The sequence below is a fragment of the Streptomyces sp. CGMCC 4.7035 genome, assembly GCF_031583065.1.
GTDB classification, from domain to species: Bacteria; Actinomycetota; Actinomycetes; order Streptomycetales; family Streptomycetaceae; genus Streptomyces; species Streptomyces yaanensis.
In genome coordinates this window covers 3,292,893-3,310,289 of sequence record NZ_CP134053.1, presented here as the reverse complement: position 1 = coordinate 3,310,289, position 17,397 = coordinate 3,292,893, and the positions used below count along the sequence as shown (strand labels likewise).

General features: G+C 70.3%; 10 protein-coding genes and 1 pseudogene. 7 read left to right on the top strand and 4 right to left on the bottom strand.

Annotated features, from left to right (window positions below; genetic code table 11):
- Nucleotides 1-14 precede the first annotated feature (14 nt).
- The 4 genes and pseudogenes from Q2K21_RS13915 to Q2K21_RS13900 form a co-directional block, all read right to left on the bottom strand.
- Nucleotides 15-1,263 (bottom strand): annotated as a pseudogene (locus Q2K21_RS13915) (alpha-L-fucosidase).
- A 2-nt stretch (nt 1,264-1,265) separates the two neighbouring features.
- On the bottom strand, nt 1,266-4,325 hold the full coding sequence (locus Q2K21_RS13910; RefSeq protein WP_310770489.1) for an alpha-mannosidase: 3,060 nt from the start codon (nt 4,323-4,325) through the stop codon (nt 1,266-1,268).
- A gap of 122 nt (nt 4,326-4,447) precedes the next feature.
- Nucleotides 4,448-5,785, bottom strand: coding sequence for a 6-phospho-beta-glucosidase (locus Q2K21_RS13905; RefSeq protein WP_310770487.1), 1,338 nt, complete (start codon nt 5,783-5,785; stop codon nt 4,448-4,450).
- Nucleotides 5,782-6,546 carry a DeoR/GlpR family DNA-binding transcription regulator gene (locus Q2K21_RS13900; RefSeq protein ID WP_310770485.1) on the bottom strand — a complete coding sequence of 255 codons (765 nt, stop codon included), beginning with the start codon at nt 6,544-6,546 and terminating at the stop codon, nt 5,782-5,784. The genes Q2K21_RS13905 and Q2K21_RS13900 overlap by 4 nt, the downstream gene beginning before the upstream one ends.
- Nucleotides 6,547-6,697: 151 nt before the next feature.
- On the opposite strand from Q2K21_RS13900, the gene Q2K21_RS13895 reads away from it, so the two are divergent.
- From Q2K21_RS13895 to Q2K21_RS13865, 7 genes are read left to right on the top strand one after another with little or no spacing between them, the layout of a single operon-like run.
- Nucleotides 6,698-7,717, top strand: coding sequence for a carbohydrate kinase family protein (locus tag Q2K21_RS13895; protein WP_310780943.1), 1,020 nt, complete (start codon nt 6,698-6,700; stop codon nt 7,715-7,717).
- Nucleotides 7,718-7,763: 46 nt separating this feature from the next.
- Complete coding sequence (locus tag Q2K21_RS13890; protein WP_310770483.1) at nt 7,764-9,050, top strand: ABC transporter substrate-binding protein; 1,287 nt, start codon at nt 7,764-7,766, stop codon at nt 9,048-9,050.
- Nucleotides 9,050-10,006: a carbohydrate ABC transporter permease gene (locus Q2K21_RS13885; RefSeq protein WP_310770481.1), complete on the top strand. Its 957-nt coding sequence runs from the start codon at nt 9,050-9,052 to the stop codon at nt 10,004-10,006. The genes Q2K21_RS13890 and Q2K21_RS13885 overlap by 1 nt, the downstream gene beginning before the upstream one ends.
- 15 nt (nt 10,007-10,021) lie before the next feature.
- The gene (locus tag Q2K21_RS13880) at nt 10,022-10,858 is read left to right on the top strand and encodes a carbohydrate ABC transporter permease (RefSeq protein ID WP_310770479.1); all 837 of its coding nucleotides are present in this window, start codon (nt 10,022-10,024) and stop codon (nt 10,856-10,858) included.
- Nucleotides 10,858-13,782, top strand: a complete 2,925-nt coding sequence (locus Q2K21_RS13875; RefSeq protein WP_310770477.1) for a glycoside hydrolase family 2 TIM barrel-domain containing protein — start codon at nt 10,858-10,860, stop codon at nt 13,780-13,782. The genes Q2K21_RS13880 and Q2K21_RS13875 overlap by 1 nt, the downstream gene beginning before the upstream one ends.
- A 43-nt stretch (nt 13,783-13,825) precedes the next feature.
- Entirely contained in the window at nt 13,826-15,667 is a 1,842-nt protein-coding gene (locus Q2K21_RS13870; protein ID WP_310770475.1) for a LamG-like jellyroll fold domain-containing protein, read from the top strand.
- A gap of 25 nt (nt 15,668-15,692) precedes the next feature.
- On the top strand, nt 15,693-17,360 hold the full coding sequence (locus tag Q2K21_RS13865) for a PHP domain-containing protein (protein WP_310770473.1): 1,668 nt from the start codon (nt 15,693-15,695) through the stop codon (nt 17,358-17,360).
- The last annotated feature ends 37 nt before the right edge of the window (nt 17,361-17,397 follow it).

Here is a 17,397-nt window from a genome sequence, read left to right as displayed (position 1 = left end):
GCACCCCCACGCCCTCAGAACCGGCCCGAGCCCCGGTACAGCTCCAGCTCCCCGTCCAGTTCGACGGCGAGCACCGTGGCGTGCGGGTCGAGGTCCGCGGCGGCGGGCGGCTCGATCCACAGCACCCCGGGCGTCTCGTGCAGGCCACCGGTGACACGGTGGGCCAGTTCGGTTCCGCTGCCGAGCACGGTGACGCGGCGCACCGAGCCGAGCAGTCCGCGTACGTTGAGCTCGGCGCGCGGGGCGTCGAACAGCATCAGGTACAGCGTGCGGCGGTCCGGCGAGAGCGTGCTCGGCCCGTAGTGGTGCCCGGCGGGGAGCCCCCGCACGGTCCCGTACACGGCCTCGGCGTGCTTGCGGATCCAGTCGCCGAGCCCCTCAAGGCGCTCGGCCTGTTCGTCCGGGATCGTGCCGTCCTCGCGCGGGCCGACTGAGCAGCAGATTGCCACCACCGCCGATCGTCTCGGCGAAGTAGCGGATCAGCTGGTCCACCGACTTGTGGTTGTGGTCGTGGTGCTGGTGGCCCCAGGAGTCGTTGATCGTCAGGCACAGCTCCCAGGGGCCCTCCGGCGGCACGACGGGCGCGCCCTGCTCGGGCGTCGCGTAGTCGCCCTCGCTGAGCATGCGGGCGTTGAAGACGACGTGCGGCACCTCGGAGCGGATGAGCGCGGCGAGTTCGGGGATGCGCCACTGCTCCTCGCTGCGGTCCCACTCGCCGTCGAACCACATCAGGTCGGGTCTGTAGCGGGAGGTGAGCTCGCGGATCTGGCCGTCCCGGTAGGCGATGAACCGCTCCCACGCGTCCAGGTCCTCGAACTCCGCCGCGACCTCGGAGTACCGGTTGTCCTCCAGCTCCGGCGGACGGCCCGGCTTGCGCGTGGACGCGTAGTCGGGGTGGCTCCAGTCCGAGTGCGAGTAGTAGAGACCGACCTTGATGCCCTGCTCGCGCAGGGCATCCGCGTAGCCGGCGATCAGGTCACGGCCCACGTTCAGATCGCCGTGGGCGGTGTCCCACAGGGCGACGCCGTCGTGGTGCCGGCTGGTCAGCACGGCATACCTGGCGCCCGCGCGGGCGAACAGGGCCGCCCACTGACGGGGGTTGTAGCGCGAGGCCGTGAAGCGCTCGAACTGGGACATGTACTGGTCGTACGGGACGATGTCGTCGTAGAACGACCAGGACTCCTGGACGCCGTCGACGGCGTAGATGCCCCAGTGGACGAAGATCCCCAACTTGGCGTCGGTGAACCAGGGTTGCATCGGCACGGTCAGCTCACCCCGTCGCGCTTCAGGCGCAGGGTCAGGATCTGGAAGGGCCGCAGCGCGACGGGGACCGCGCCGTCGGCGTCGACGTCGACGTCCGCGTCGTCCATCGGCCGCTCCAGCAGGTCGGTGACCTGGGCGCCCGCAAGCGGGAAGCCGGTGCGCAGCACGCCCTGGGCGCGGCCGCCGCGGGACTCGTAGAGCCGTACGACAACGTCGCCGGACCGGTCGTCGGCGAGCTTGACGGCCTCGACGGTCACGCCGTCGCCGTCGACGGAAACGACCGGCTCGGGCGCGCCCGCCGCGTCAGCCACACGCAGCGGCAGGTTGAGGGCGTAGCCCTCCGCGACCGCGTCCTCGATGCTCGCGCCGGGCAGCAGTGCGTAGGTGAAGCGGTGGCGGCCCTGGTCGGCGTCCGGGTCCGGGACGCGCGGGGCGCGGACCAGGCTGAGGCGGACCGTGGTCGTCGTACCGCCGTCCTCGCGCACGGTGCGGGAGACGTCGTGGCCGTAGGTCGAGTCGTTGATGACCGCGACGCCGTAGCCGGGCTCGCCGATGTGCACCCAGCGGTGGCCGGAGACCTCGAAGCGTGCGGCTTCCCAGCTGGTGTTGGTGTGTGTGGGCCGCTGGACGTGACCGAACTGGATCTCGGCCGAGGAGTGCGGGGCGCGGATGTCGACCGGGAAGCCGGCCTTGAGGATCTTCTCGGTCTCGTGCCAGTCGATGTCCGTCTCGATGTCGATCCGGGGGCTGCCGGCCCGGACGGTGATCGTCTGGGTGATCCTGGAGCCCTTGCCGAAGGCCCTCTCGATCCTGATCGCGCCGAGCAGGGGGTCCTGCTCGACGACGGTGACCGACTCGGCGTCCAGGAGGTCGGTGTACCGGTTCTTGTAGTGCTTGTCGATGTCCCAGGCGTCCCAGTAGTTGGGCAGGTCCGTGTGCAGTCGCAGCAGGTTGCCCTGGTCGGCGAGGACTTCGCGGTTCGCCCGCAGATCGTATACGGACGACAGTGTGCCGTCGGCGGCCACCTCGACCCGGACCAGGCCGTTGTCGAGGACGCGGCCCGTGACCGTCACCGGCTGCGGGGGCTGGGCGCCGGTGAGGGGCGCGCTGCCGCCCGCGGGCACCTCGATGTACGCCGGTGCGTCCTCGGACGTGCGGACCACCTCGGCGCGGTCGAACGGGCTCGTGTTGAACACCCGCGTCCCGCCGGCGCCGAGCGCGGCGACCGCCTCGGCCGTCAGCTCCTCCAGCTCCTTGCCCACACGGGCGTATTCGGCCTCGGCCTCCCGGTGCACCCACGCGATCGAGGAGCCCGGCAGGATGTCGTGGAACTGGTGCAGGAGCACCGTCTTCCACAGCCGGTCGAGCTTCTCGTACGGGTATGCGTAACCCGGCGCGTGCAGCGCGGCCGTCGTCGCCCACAGCTCGGCCTCGCGCAGGCGGTGTTCGGAGCGCCTGTTGCCCTGCTTGGTGCGGGCCTGGGTGGTGTAGGTGGCGCGGTGCAGCTCCAGGTAGAGCTCGCCCACCCAGACCGGGGCGTCCGGGTACTCCGCCAGGGCCTTCGCGAAGAACGCGTCGGGGTGTTCGACCTCGACCTTCGGGGAGCCCTCCAGGTCCTTCAGACGGCGGGCCCGCTCCATGATCTCTCGGGTGGGGCCGCCGCCGCCGTCGCCCCAGCCGAACGGCGCGAGGGAACGGGTGGCGCCGCCCTTCTCGGAGTAGTTGCGGACGGTGCGGGACATCTCCTCGCCGCTGAAGCGGGCGTTGTAGGTGTCGATCGGCGGGAAGTGCGTGAAGATGCGGGTGCCGTCGATGCCCTCCCACCAGAAGGTGTGGTGGGGGAACTTGTTGGTCTGGTTCCAGGAGATCTTCTGGGTGAGGAACCACTCGTTGCCGGCGAGCTTGGCGAGCTGCGGGTAGGACGCGTTGTAGCCGAAGGAGTCCGGCAGCCACACGCCCTTGGTCTCGATGCCGAAGTGCTCGATGAAGAACCGCTTGCCGTGGATGAACTGGCGGGCGATCGCCTCACCGCCGGGCAGGTTGCCGTCGGCCTCCACCCACATGCCGCCGACCGGCGCCCACTGGCCCTTCTTCACGGACTCCTGGATGCGGGCCCACACGTGGGGGTAGTTGTCGCGCACCCACTCGTACTGCTGGGCCTGCGAGCAGGCGAAGACGAACTCCTCGTACTCGTCGGCCAGCGACGTCACGTTGGAGAAGGTGCGGGAGGTCTTGCGCTTGGTCTCGCGGATCGGCCACAGCCACGCCGAGTCGATGTGCGCGTGTCCGACGCCGGAGACGATGTGGGCGCTCGCGTGGGCGGGCTTGGACAGCACCGGCTTCAGGGCCGCCCGGACCTCGGCCGCCGAGCCGGGGATGTCGTCCAGGTCCAGCAGGTCCATGGCCCGGTCGAGGGCGTGCATGATCTCGTGCCGGCGCGGGTCGTGCTCGCCCAGCTCCAGCATCAGCTCGCGCAGCACCTGGACGTCGAGGTCGAGGTGCCAGACCTCCTCGTCGAGGACGGCGATGTCGGCGCGCTTGAAGGTGTAGAGCGGCTTGTCGCCGGCGGTGAGCACGTCACCGAGCGGGGTGGGGCCGGCGAAGTCGTTGGCGAGGATGTCCGGGTTGGAGGCGGCCTCGACCAGGTAGTGGATCTCCTCGCCGCCCGCGGCCGGGTTGGCGATCGGCACGTACTGGTTGAGTGGGTTGACCGCCTTCAGCGGTGTGCCGTCCGTGAGGTGGACGAGGGCCTCGGCCTGGTTGCCGGGCCAGTCGCCCACGAAGCCGAGGTCGATGACGGCCTCGACACGCCTGCCCGCGTAGGCGGCGGGCACCTGTCCGCGCATCCGGAACCAGGTCGTCCCCCAGGGCGGGCCCCACGGGGTGTCCATCGCGAAGGGCTCGTACGGGGCGGCCGCGGCCTCCTCGAAGGGCACCGGCTCCCCCGGAGCCTGCCAGGCCTCCACCTCGAAGGGGACGGTGGCCGCGTAGATCGCGGGCTTGATGCGCTGGTTGTGGAGGCGCTCTACGCGCTCCTCGATCCGGCGGCGTTCGTCGTGCATGAGAGGTCTCCAGAGACAGGGCGGAGAGACGCGGAGAGACGTGGAGAGACGTGGAGAGACGTGGAGAGAAGACGGAAAGAGGGCGGGCGGAGAGCGAGGGGAAAGCGCTTTCCGCCCGGAGCTTACTTCAGGTAGGCGAGGCCCGGGTGGGCGGCCGTGTAGCCCTCGACCAGGCGGCGGGCGACGTTCACGGAGTCGACCAGGGGGTGCAGCGCGAAGGCCTTCACGGCCGTCGTGCGGGAACCGGACTCGGCGGCGGCGAGCACCTCGCGCTCGACGGCCTTGACCGCGCAGACCAGGCCGGTGGCGTGGTCCGGCAGCGGGTCGACCGCGACCGGGTGTGCGCCGTTGGCGTCGACCAGACAGGGGACCTCGATGACGGCGTCCGTGTCGAGAACCGTCAGAGTGCTCTGGTTGCGCACGTTGAGGATGAGGGTCGTGCGCTCGTCCCGCGCGATGGCCCGCATGAGCGCGAGCGCCACCTTCTCGTAGCCGCCGGAGAGGTCGTCGGCGTCACGCTCACCGGCGCCGGCCGTCTCCCGGTTCTCGGACATGTACGTGGCCTCGCGCTCGGCGCGGGTGCGGTCCCAGGCGTCCAGGGCCGAGACGTCCGTGCGCCGGGCCTCCTCGTAGAAGCGGGCCTGCTGGTCGCGCAGGAAGGCGCCGCGGGTCTTCTCGGCCTCCCGGTAGGCCCGCACGGCCTCGCGGTTGAAGTAGTAGTAGTGCAGATACTCGTTCGGGATCGCGCCCAGCGACCGCAGCCAGTCGACGCCGAAGAGCTTGCCCTCCTCGAAGGAGCCGAGCAGGTCGGGGTCGGCGAGCAGGCGCGGGAGCTCGTCGCGCCCGGCGACGCGCAGGCCGCGGACCCAGCCCAGGTGGTTGAGGCCGACGTAGTCGATCCACGCCTCCTGCGGGTTCGCGCCGAGCACGCGGGCGATACGGCGGCCGAGGCCGACCGGGGAGTCGCAGATGCCGATGACGCGGTCGCCGAGGTGGCGGGACATGGCCTCGGTGACCAGTCCTGCCGGGTTGGTGAAGTTGATGACCCAGGCGTCGGGAGCGAGGCGCGCCACACGCCGGGCGATGTCGACGGCGACGGGAACCGTCCGTAGACCGTATGCGATCCCGCCCGCGCCGACCGTCTCCTGGCCGAGGACGCCCTCCGCCAGCGCGACCCGCTCGTCGTCGGCCCGGCCTTCCAGGCCGCCGACACGGATCGCGGAGAACACGAAGTCGGCGCCGCGCAGGGCCTCGTCGAGGTCGGTGGTGGCCGTCACCTCGGGGGCGTCGGGCACGCCGGCCGCCTGCTCGGCCAGTACACGGGTTACCGCATACAGTCGACCGGCGTCCAGATCGTGCAGCACGACCTGCGTGACCCGCCCCTCGGCGCGGTCCGTCAGGAGTGCCCCGTACACGAGCGGCACCCGGAATCCGCCGCCGCCCAGAATCGTCAGTTTCACGTTTGCACCTTTCCTGCCACGACCACCTCGACGCCGGCCTCCTCCAGGGAGGACCGGGTCGCCGCGTCCACGGGCGCGTTCGTCACCACCACGTCCAGGTCCTCGGGACCGCAGACCTTCGCCATTCCCGTACCCGGGAACTTCGCCGCGTCGGCCAGCAGCACGACCTTGTCGCCGGCCTTGATCATGGCGCGCTTGACCGGCACCTCGACGACCGTCGTGTCCATCACCTGCCCGCCCGGACGCACCCCACTGGTGCCGAGGAAGAGCCAGTCGGCGTGCAGCTGGCGCAGGTTGTCCTCGGTGAGGAAGCCGACCAGGGAGCGGTACTCGCGGCGGACCATGCCGCCGAGCAGCACCAGCTCGATGCCCTCGTCGTCGGCGAGCTCCTCGTAGACCACCAGGTTGCTGGTGATCACGGTGAGGCGGCGGCCGTGCAGCTGGCGGGCGAGCCGGAAGGCGGTGGTGCCGATGTCGAGGAGCACCGACTGACCGTCCTTGATCATCGCCGCCGCGCGTGCGGCTATCGCGTCCTTCTCGGGCACGCGCACCTCGGCGACCTCGGCGAAGGGCTGGTCGCCCTCGTCCGCGACCGCGCCGCCGTGCACGCGGGTGAGCAGGCCGTCCTCCTCGAGTTTGACCAGGTCACGTCTGATCGTGGCGGGGCTTACGCCCAGTTGCTCGGAGAGATCGGTCACGGCCGCGGGGCCGCCGGAGCGCAGGGCCCGCAGGATGAGTTGGTGTCGTCGTTCTGCCAGCACGACATGAACACTACTCGTCATCTTCAATCAAATCCATGCTCGCTTCTGCTCGGCTATTGACCAATCTCGCGAGGCGGCGCACGATTCCGGTCACGAAATGAAGAGTTTTGACGAGCTCTTCCGACGGGAGACCGAACGAGAGGACGTATCCGTGGACGACGACCGGCCCGATGTGCTGCTGACCGGGCTGCTCTTCTACGACCTCGTCCTCACCGGACTGGGCAAGCCCCCGACGCCGGGCGAGGAGATCTGGACGGCCGGCATGGGCTGCGGCCCGGGCGGCATCGCCAACCTGGCGGTGGCCGCGTCCCGGTTCGGTCTGCGGACCTCGCTGGCCACGGTGTTCGGCGACGACTTCTACGGCGAGTACTGCCGTGACGTCCTCGACCACCAGGAGGGCGTCGACCTCACTCTCTCCCGCACGGCGGACGGCTGGCCCACCCCGGTCACCGTCGCCCTCGCGCACGGTCAGGACCGGGCCCTGGTCACCCACGGCCAGGAACCGCCGTACTCGCAGGACGCGCTGATGGGCGACCCGCCCGGGGCGCGCACGGCCCTCGTGCACATCGAGGCCGAGCCACGCGAGTGGATCGCCAAGGCGGCCGCGAACGGCACCCGTATCTACGCCGACGTCGGCTGGGACCCCACCCAGCAGTGGTCCACCGACCTGCTCGACCAGCTCGCCCTGTGCCACGCCTTCCTCCCCAACGAGACCGAGGCGATGGCCTACACCCGCACCGACAGCGCGGTGGCGGCCCTCGGCGCGCTGGCCGAGCTGGTGCCGGTGGCGGTGGTCACGCGCGGCGGTGACGGGGCCGTCGCGGTCGACCAGACGACCGGCGAGTTCGCGGAGGTCCCGGCGCTCGACATCGATGTCCTCGATGCGACGGGCGCCGGTGACGTCTTCGGCGCGAGTTTCGTGGCGGCCTCGCTCGGCGGCTGGCCGCTGGAGGAACGGCTGCGGTTCGCGGTGCTCGCCGCCGGGCTGTCCGTGCGGCACCACGGCGGGGCGCTGGCGGCCCCCGGCTGGTACGGCGTGGACCGCTGGTGGCGCTCGCTGACCGACCCCGGTCTCCGGCGTGCGTACGGCTTCCTGGCGGACCGCATCCCCGCCGACGTGGGCCCGCCGGTGACGTACGCCCCCGTCACCCCGCCCGCCCGGCAGCACTGACCCCCCGTACGTAAGTCCCGAAAAGATCCGAAAGGCGGTGGGAGCTGTGCGGCTCTCACGAAGAGGCCTGCTGCGCGCGGGCCTGGCCGGTACGGCCGCCACGGCGCTCGGCGGCCTGGCGACCGGCTGTGCCGTTCCGGCCGGCTCGACCGGCCGGAACATGGTCCTGTGGTACTGGGACGGCGGCCTCGGCGACACCGCCGTCGAGAAGGCCAAGGCCCGCTACGACAGCACAGTCGACCTACAGGCCATCAAGATCGGCGGCTACTACCGGTCCAAGCTGATCACCACGATGGCCGGCCGGGCCCACATCCCCGACATCGCGGGCCTCAAGGGCGAGGACATGGCGTCCTACCTGCCCAACGCCGACCAGTTCATCGATCTGCGGACCCTCGGCGCGGACAAGTACAAGGGCCAGTACCTGCCATGGAAGTGGGACCAGGGCATCGCCGACGACGGCACGATGGTCGGCTTCCCCATCGACTGCGGCCCGGTCGCGCACTTCTACCAGTACGAGGTGTTCCGGAAGGCGGGTCTGCCGTACGAACCGGCCGACGTCTCCAAGGAGTTGAACACCTGGGAGAAGTTCTTCGCGGCGGGTGTGCGGCTCAAGAAGCGGATACCGGGGACCTCGCTGCTCACCGACGTCAGCAGCGTCTTCGAGAACGCGGTGCAGCAGGGCAGCAAGCGGTACGTCGACAAGGACCGGCACTTCATCGGCGACCAGGAGCATGTGCGGCGCGCCTGGGCGCTGGCCGTGGAGGCCAAGCGGCGCGGGATCGTCTCGAACCTCGTCACCGGCACTCCGGACCAGATCTCCGCGGTGGACGACGGCAAGCTCCCCAGTCAGCTCGGCGCCTCCTGGGCGACGTACGACATCAAGAACGGCAACCCGAAGACCAAGGGCAAGTGGCGGATCGCCGACATGCCGGTGCGCCCCTCCAACAACGGCGGCTCGTTCCTGTCGATCACCAAGGCGTGCCGGGAGCCCGAGCAGGCCTTCGAGATCATCGCGTGGATGCTCGACGCGGCCAACCAGGCCTCGGGTTACGTCGACGCGGGCCTCTTCCCCTCCACCCCCGCCTCCTACGGAATGAAGCAGTTGCGTGAGCCCGACCCCTTCTTCGGCGGTCAGGTGACGACGGACGTCTTCGGACCGGCCGCGCAGAAGATCGCGGTCGCCTACAACAGCCCGTACGACGTGGCGCTCGGGCAGCCCATCAAGGACGAGATCAAGAACGTCGGCGTCCTCGGCAAGGACCCGGACAAGGCCTGGAGTGACGCCATGAGCAAGTGCCGGCGCATCGCGAAGCACCTGGGGGTGAGCTACTGATGGCCACAGCCCTGGAGAAGCCTCCCGTCATCGCGGAACAGACGTCGTCCGCCCGCCCCCGCACCGGCTTTCGCAACTACTGGCACCTCTACGTCGCGATCTCCCCGTTCTATCTGCTCTTCCTCGCCTTCGGTCTGATCCCCGTCGGCTTCTCGCTCTACTTGTCCTTCCACCGCTGGGACGGCCTCGGCTCGATGGAGTGGGCGGGGCTGTCGCAGTACCAGTACCTGCTGAGCGACAGCGACTTCTGGAGCTCGATCGGGAACACGATCATCATCTGGGCGCTGGCCACCTTCCCCATGATCTTCCTGGCGATGGTCACGGCCGTGATGCTCAACTCGGCGGTCCGCTTCAAGAACGTCTACCGCTTCGCCTACTTCCTCCCGAACGTGACCTCGGTCGTCGCCATCGCGATCGTCTTCGGCTCGGTCTTCTCCACCAACTTCGGCCTGGCGAACGCCCTGTTGCAGGCGGTGGGCCTGGACCAGGTGGCGTGGCTGAACACGCCGTGGGGCATCAAGGTCGCCATCGCGACGCTGATGACCTGGCAGTGGACCGGCTACAACGCGATCATCTTCCTCGCCGGTCTGCAGACCATCCCGAGCGAGCTGTACGAGGCGGCGCGGGTGGACGGCGCCGGTCCCCTGCAGACGTTCTTCCGGATCACGCTGCCGATGCTGCGGCCGACCCTGCTGTTCGTGCTCGTGGTCTCGACGGTCACCGGCCTGCAGAGTTTCACCGAGGCACAGGTGCTGCTGCAGAACACCTCGAACGACTCGACGTTCTCCGGCGGCCCGGATCACGCGGGCCGCACGATGGTCCTCTACTTCTTCCAGCAGACCTTCGACAACAACGACTTCGGCTATGGCGCCGCCGTGGCATGGGGGATCTTCCTCGTCGTCATCATCTTCTCGATCATCAACTGGCGCCTGGTGCGGCGCCGGGGCGAAGACTAGGGAGGCCTGGACACCATGGCATCCATCAAGGGAACCCGCAGCCGGGGCATCGCGCTGCACGCCGTACTCGTCGTCGGACTCCTGCTGTCGGCCTTCCCGTTCTACTGGGCCGTCATCATGTCGACCCACACGTCGACCGAGATCTTCTCGTACCCGCCGAAGCTGCTGCCCGGCTCGCACTTCCTCAAGAACGTCCGCAGCCTCTTCGACAACATCGACTTCTTCCGTTCGATGTTCAACTCGCTGCTGGTGGCGTCGGCGGTGACCTTCCTGGTCCTGTTCTTCGACTCGCTGGCCGCGTTCGTCTTCGCCAAGTTCGACTTCCCGGGCCGCAGGGCGCTGTTCGCGCTGCTGATGGTGATCTTCATGGTGCCGACGCAGCTGGCGATCATCCCGCAGTTCGTGATGATGGCGAAGATCGGCTGGATCGGCTCGATGACGGCGCTGATCGTGCCGGCGGCGGCCAACGCCTTCGGCATCTTCTGGATGCGCCAGTACATGAAGAGCGCGATCCACGACGAACTCCTCGACGCCTCGCGCATCGACGGGGCGAACTTCCTGCGCCAGTACTGGCACGTGGCCCTCCCGGTGGTCCGGCCGGGCCTCGCCTTCCTCGGCATCTTCACCTTCATGGGCCAGTGGAACGACTACGCCTGGCCCCTGGTCGCCCTCACCAACCCGGACAACGTCACCCTCCAGGTGGCGCTGTCCCAGCTCAACGGCGTCCACGGCACGACGGACTACGGCATGGTGATGACCGGCGCACTGCTCGCCCTCATCCCCCTGCTCATCGTCTTCGCGATCGGCGCCAAGCAGATCATCGGCGACCTCGGCAAGGGAGCCATCCGTTGATGTCACGCGATCCCCTGATCGCCCTCCGCCCCTGGGAGTCGCCCGAGGTGACCTCCTGGGGGCGGCTGCCCATGTCCGCCGTCGACCGGCGTGCGGGAGCCCTCTCGCTGGACGGCGAGTGGCGCTTCCAGCTGCTGCCGTCGCCGGACTCCCCCGTCACCGAAGCCTGGTCGTCCCAGCACGTCCCCGGCGCCTGGACCCTCCAGGACACGGACGACCTGCCGCAGTACACCAACGTCCGCATGCCCTTCGCCGAGTTCCCGCCGGCCGTGCCCGCCGCCGACCCGACGGGCGTGTACGAGCGCGAGGTGGACGTGCCCGCCGAGTGGGCCGGACGCAGGATCGTGCTCCAGGTCGGTGCCGCCGAGAGCGTGCTGCTGGTGCACGTGGACGGGCGGCCCGTCGGTATCTCCAAGGACTCCCACCTCGCCGCCGAGTTCGACCTGTCGCAGGTCGTACGCCCGGGCCGGCGCGCCACCGTACGCCTGACCGTGGTGAAGTGGTCGGACGCCTCGCACATCGAGGACCAGGACCAGTGGTGGCACGGCGGGATCACCCGTTCGGTGCTGCTGTACGCGACGGATCCCCTGCACCTCGCGGACGTGACCGTACGGGCGCGGCTCGACGGGGAGCTGCGGGTGGAGTGCCGGGTGCGGGACGCGGGCGGGGCGCTGCCCGAGGGTTGGTACGTCAGCGGGGAACTGGACGGGCACCCGCTCACGCAGGACGAGGAGTTCGACCGGGCCAACGCCGAGGACGAGCGCGTCTCCGGCTTCCTCGGCGAGGCGCTGATCCGCGCCACCGTCCCCGACGTGCGCCCGTGGACCGCCGAGACACCCGAGCTGCACGGCCTGACCGTCCGCCTGCACCGCGCCGACGGCACGGTCGCCGACACGTCGTACCGGCGCATCGGCTTCCGCGACGTCGAGATCGTGGGCCGGGACCTGCTGGTCAACGGAGAGCGTGTGTTCATCCGGGGCGTCAACCGGCATGACTTCCATCCGCTGACCGGCCGGACGGTGTCGTACGACGACATGCGCGCGGACCTCGTCCTCATGAAGCGCTTCGGCTTCAACGCGATCCGTACCGCGCACTACCCGAACGACCCGGCGCTGTACGACCTCGCGGACGAACTCGGCTTCTACGTCGTCGACGAGGCGGACATCGAGTCCCACGACCACGCCCATGAGATCGCCGACGACCCGCGCTATCTGAACGCCTTCGTCGACCGGGTCTCACGGATGGTGCTGCGCGACAAGAACCACCCGTCGGTCATCATCTGGTCGCTGGGCAACGAGTCCGACTACGGAGCGAACCACGACGCCGCGGCGGGCTGGGTACGGCGACACGACCCGACCCGGCCGATCCAGTACGAGGGAGCCGCCAAGCGCGGCTGGGCCGACCCGGACCTGGCCTCCGACATCGCCTGCCCGATGTACGCGCCGATCGAGGACTGCGTCGCGCACGCCCTGTCCGGCGAGCAGACGAAGCCGCTCATCCAGTGCGAGTACTCGCACGCCATGGGCAACAGCAACGGCACGCTCGCCGACCACTGGGCCGCCATCGAGTCCACCCCGGGTCTTCAGGGCGGCTTCATCTGGGAGTTCTGGGACCACGGCATTCTCCAGCGCGTGAGCGATGGAAGACCGGCCGGGCGCACGGGCGCAGGGCTCTATGACAACGGTGTCGCCGCACCCGGCCACCGCTGGGCGTACGGCGGCGACTTCGGCGAGACGATCCATGACGGCGCCTTCATCGCCGACGGGGTCGTCTTCCCGGACCGCACCCCGAAGCCCGCGCTGTACGAGCACCGGGAGATCGCGGCCCCGGTACGGATCGAGTGCTTCAAGCACGAGGGGATCGTCCTCGGCAACCACCAGCACTTCCGCGGCCTGGACTGGCTGTCGGGCCGGTGGGAGCTGTCCCTCGCCGACGGCCGCACCCTGACCGCGCCGGCAGAGCTTCCCGATCTGCGTCCCGGCGAGACGGCGGCGGTGCCCCTGCCGTTCGAACTGCCGCGCGACTCGGGTGAGGCCTGGCTGACGCTGCGGGTGACGACGGCACAGGACATGCCGTGGGCGCCGCGGGGCACGGAAGTGTGCGCACCCCAAGTGCGACTGCGGGCGGACGCCCCCGTGACGGACGCCCCCGTGACGGACCGTCCCGTCGTCGTCGACGCGGAGGGCCTGCTCGTCCACCCGCTTCTCACGGCCGCTCCCACGCTGTCCCTCTGGCGCGCCCCCACCGACAACGACGAGCTGGGCGGCATGGCGCCGCGCTGGCGTGCCTGGGGGCTCGACGCGCTCGTCCGCAAGGTCGTCTCCGTGCACCGTGACGGCGACGGGGTGACCGTGCTCGCCGAGTACGCCGGCACGGTCGGCGTCGTCCGGCACCGGCAGGTGTTCACCCCGGTCGAGGGCGGGATCCGGATCGACGAACAGGCGGAGCTGCCGGAGGAGTTCGACGACGTGGCCCGGGTCGGGTCGGTCTTCGAGACGGTGGCGGGCCTGGATCTGCTGGAGTGGTTCGGGCAGGGGCCCTGGGAGTCGTACCCCGACCGGAGCGCGGGCGCGCCCGTGGGTCACCACTCCGTCCCCGTGGACGAGCTGTTCACCCCTTATCTGCGTCCGCAGGAGAGCGGCGGCCGGCATGGTGTCCGCCGCTTCACCCTGTCGGCGCCGGACGCCACGGGCCTCGCGGTCACGCTCGACGCACCGCGCCAGGTCTCCGTCACCCGTTTCCGCGCCGAGGACCTGACCGCCGCCTCGCACCACGACGAGCTCGTGCCGCGCTCGGGGTGCGTGGTGCACATCGACGCCGCGCACCGGGGCCTCGGTACGGCCTCGTGCGGCCCCGACACCTCCCTCTCGTACCGCATCGCGGCGGGCATCCATCGCTGGAGCTGGACCCTGCGCGTTCTGTAACCCCCCACGCTTCCCCTCCCCTGTCACTTCCCACGGAGCACACGTGTGCACTTCGCATGACCACCCCCAGGGCGAGGCCGCGCAGGCCGGCGCCGGACGCCGTGGTTTCCTCAGAGCGACCGCGCTGCTCGGTGCCGCCGCGACGGCCGGGCTCGCGCTTCCGGTCGCCGCCGAGGCGGCCACCCCAGGCAGGTGGCGCCCCGACCCGGACGGCCGCCGCTTCACGCTCGCCGTGATGCCCGACACGCAGTACCTGTTCGACGGGCCGAGCATCGACAAGGCGCCGGTCGAGGCGTCCCTGCGCTACCTCCTGGAGCACGGCAAGGACGAGAACATCGTCTTCCTCTCCCACCTCGGCGACCTCACGCAGAACGGCGCGGACGCGGAGTTCGCCGCCATCGGGGAGGCGTTCGAGCTGCTGGACCGGCGGGGCGTCGGCTACAGCGTGCTGGCGGGCAACCACGACGTGCGGTCGTCGACCGACGACCAGCGCGGCTCGACGCCGTACCTGGAGACCTTCGGCCCGCAGCGGTTCAAGGACAGGGCGACCTTCGGGGGTGCCTCCGCGGACGGCTACAACACCTTCCACCTCTTCCGGGCCGCCGGGCGGGAGTGGATGGTGCTCGCACTGAACTGGCGGCTGTCAGCGCAGGGGTACGCATGGGCCGAGGACGTTCTCGCCCGGCACCCGAGGACGCCCGTCATCCTCACCACGCACGAGCTGGTCGCCGAGGACGACTCCCTGTCGGCGTACGGGCAGCGGCTGTGGGACAGGCTGATCGAGGACCACGACCAGATCTTCCTCACCCTCAACGGGCACTACTGGCCTGCCGCCCGGGCGACCCGCAAGAACGCGGCGGGCAACGACGTCCACCTGCACCTGACGAACTATCAGAACAGGTACTTCGGTGGCGCAGCGATGATCCGTCTGTACCGCTTCGACCTGGACCGCGACGTCATCGACGTGGAGACGGTCTCCCCATGGATCCTCGGCCGGGCCGCGAAGGGCCTGAACGAGCTGGAGCGGCAGGAGATCGAGCTGAGCGGTGACGCCGACCGGTTCTCGGTGGAGATCGACTTCGCCGAGCGCTTCGCCGGCTTCGCCCCGGTGCCCGCGCGCCCGTCGCGGCCCGCCTCGAAAGTCCTCATACCCGGCACGGTGGCGTACTGGCGCTTCGACGGCCACGACGACGGCGCCGCCGTCACCGGCACGGTCCGCGATGTGTCCGGGCGCGGCAACGACCTCACGCTGATCACCGTGAACGGCGGCTCGCTGACCTGGTCCTCGGACCACCATCCCGACCAGCCCGGCCACGGCAGCCTGGAGTTCCAGGGCTACAAGTCCCCGCTGAAGGGCGCGTACCTGCGCACGGTCGACGGTGCGCCGATCGACTCGGCCACGTTCAGGAACGGTTACACCATCGAGGCGTTCTACCGCCTTCCCGCCGACTGGGACCCCTCGCACCACGCCTGGTCGGGCATCGTCAGCCGCACCGGCACGGGCGGCGCGGCCGGCAAGACCGCCGACGACCCCGACGAGCCCCTCGCCACACTGTCCCTGTCCAACGACCGGGAGCCGCAGTGGGCGATGCGCCCGATCAACCAGGAGGGCATCGCCACCAACTGGGGTCAGGAGACACCGCTGGAGACCTGGTGGCACCTCGCGGTCGTCAATGACGGTACGCACACCACGCTGTATGTCGAAGGCTGCCCGGTCGTCCGCAACCCCAGGGAGGCTGCCGTCGGGATCACCTCGGTCGGGCTGCCCTGGCTGCTCGGCGGCTATGAGTACGCGGGCACGATCGACCAGATCCTGCACGGCCGGCTCGGCGATGTCCGCGTTGTCGAACGGGCGCTGCCCGTCTCCTCCTTCATGAACCGCTGAGTTCCGGAATTTTCGAAAGAGAGCCATGACCGAGCAGCAGCTGCCCGCCTGGGCCGACCCGTCCGTCTCCCCCGCCGCCCTCGACGCCCAGGGCGTCTCCCGTCGCCAACTCCTGCGTCGTGCCGGACTGTTCGGCGCGGCCCTCACCCTCGGTTCGGCCGCTGCACCCGCGGTCGCCGCGCAGCGGGGCTTCGGCGGCGACGATCCCCGCCTCGCCTACCTCGTCGGCGACCACCACATCCACTCCGTCTACAGCCACGACGCGAAGTACACGTTCTCCCAGCTGGCCGCCGCGGGTGCCGAATACGGCCTCGACTGGATGGTGTTCACCGAGCACTCCAACTTCGGGCACGCCAAGTACGGCGCCCCGCTGGAGCACGAGGAGATCCTCAAGGCGCGGGCCGAGAACCCGCGCCAGCTCATCTTCCAGGGGCTGGAGTGGTACATCCCGGCCGCCGAGCACTGCACGGTCTTCGCCGCGCCCGGGCCGCACGAGGTGGACCTCCTCACGCGGTTCGAGAGTGACTACGACGGCAAGCTGCTCGGCTACACCGACGGCGCTCCTGACAACGCGAACACGGCCCGCAACGAGGCTCACGCGGTCAAGGCCATCCAGTGGCTGGCCGAGCAGCGCCGCACCGGCTACGTCGACGACGTACTGGTCCTCGCCAACCACCCCATGCGCCTGGGCATCGACTCCCCGCACGAGATGCGCAACTGGCGGGACGCGGCACCCGAGATCATGATCGGCATGGAGGGGGCGCCCGGCGCCCAGGGCGCGGCCCTCCCCGGCCGGCGCGGCGCGACGTCGATCCGCGGCGAGTACGAGAACAAGCCGTCCGCCAACTCCTGGGCGGGGTACCCGGCGGACGCCTATCTCACCTACGGCGGTTTCGACTGGGCGACCGCCACCGTCGGCGGCCTGTGGGACTCCCTGCTCGCCGAGGGCAGGCTGTTCTCCATCACCACCAACTCCGACGCCCACCGGATCGTCTTCGACACCTGGAAGAACGGCGACTGGCCGCCCGGCCGGAACTTCGACAACACCGGCAAGCTGCCCGACCCGGTCGACACCGACACCCCGCAGCCGGGGAGCGACTTCTGGCCCGGCCAGTTCAGCCGCACCCACGTCGGTGTCACCCGCTACGGCTACCGGGCGGTGATGGCGGGCCTGCGCGCGGGCCGGGTCTGGCTCGACCACGGGCATCTGCTCGACGGGCTCGACGTGCGGCTGGGGCGGGACTGCGACTCGGGGCGCGGCGTCACGCTCGGCGGCCGGCTGCGGGTGCGCAAGGGCGAGAGGCTCACGCTGTATGTGACGGTGACGTCTGCCTCGCGGCCCAACCCGCAAGGGATCCTTCCCGCGTTGGCGCACGTGGACGTCATCAGGGGCGCGGTGCGGGGCCCGGTGGCCGACCGGGACGCGTGGCGGGCGCCCGGCACCCAGGTCGTCCACACGGCGGACGTGACGGGCCGGACGGGGACGTACACCCTGCGCATCCCGCTGACCGCCGGGGACGAGTCCTTCTACGTCCGGCTGCGCGGCAGCGACGGCAACCGGCACGGTGCGGGCTATCTCGGCGCCTCGGTCGACCCGCACGGCCCGGTCCCGCACGAGCCCGGCAACGGTGACCCGTGGGCCGACACGTGGTTCTACTCGAACCCGGTGTTCGTGGACGTGGCGAGCGCCTGAGCGCTTCACTGGTGACGCGGTACGAAATCCGCGGGCC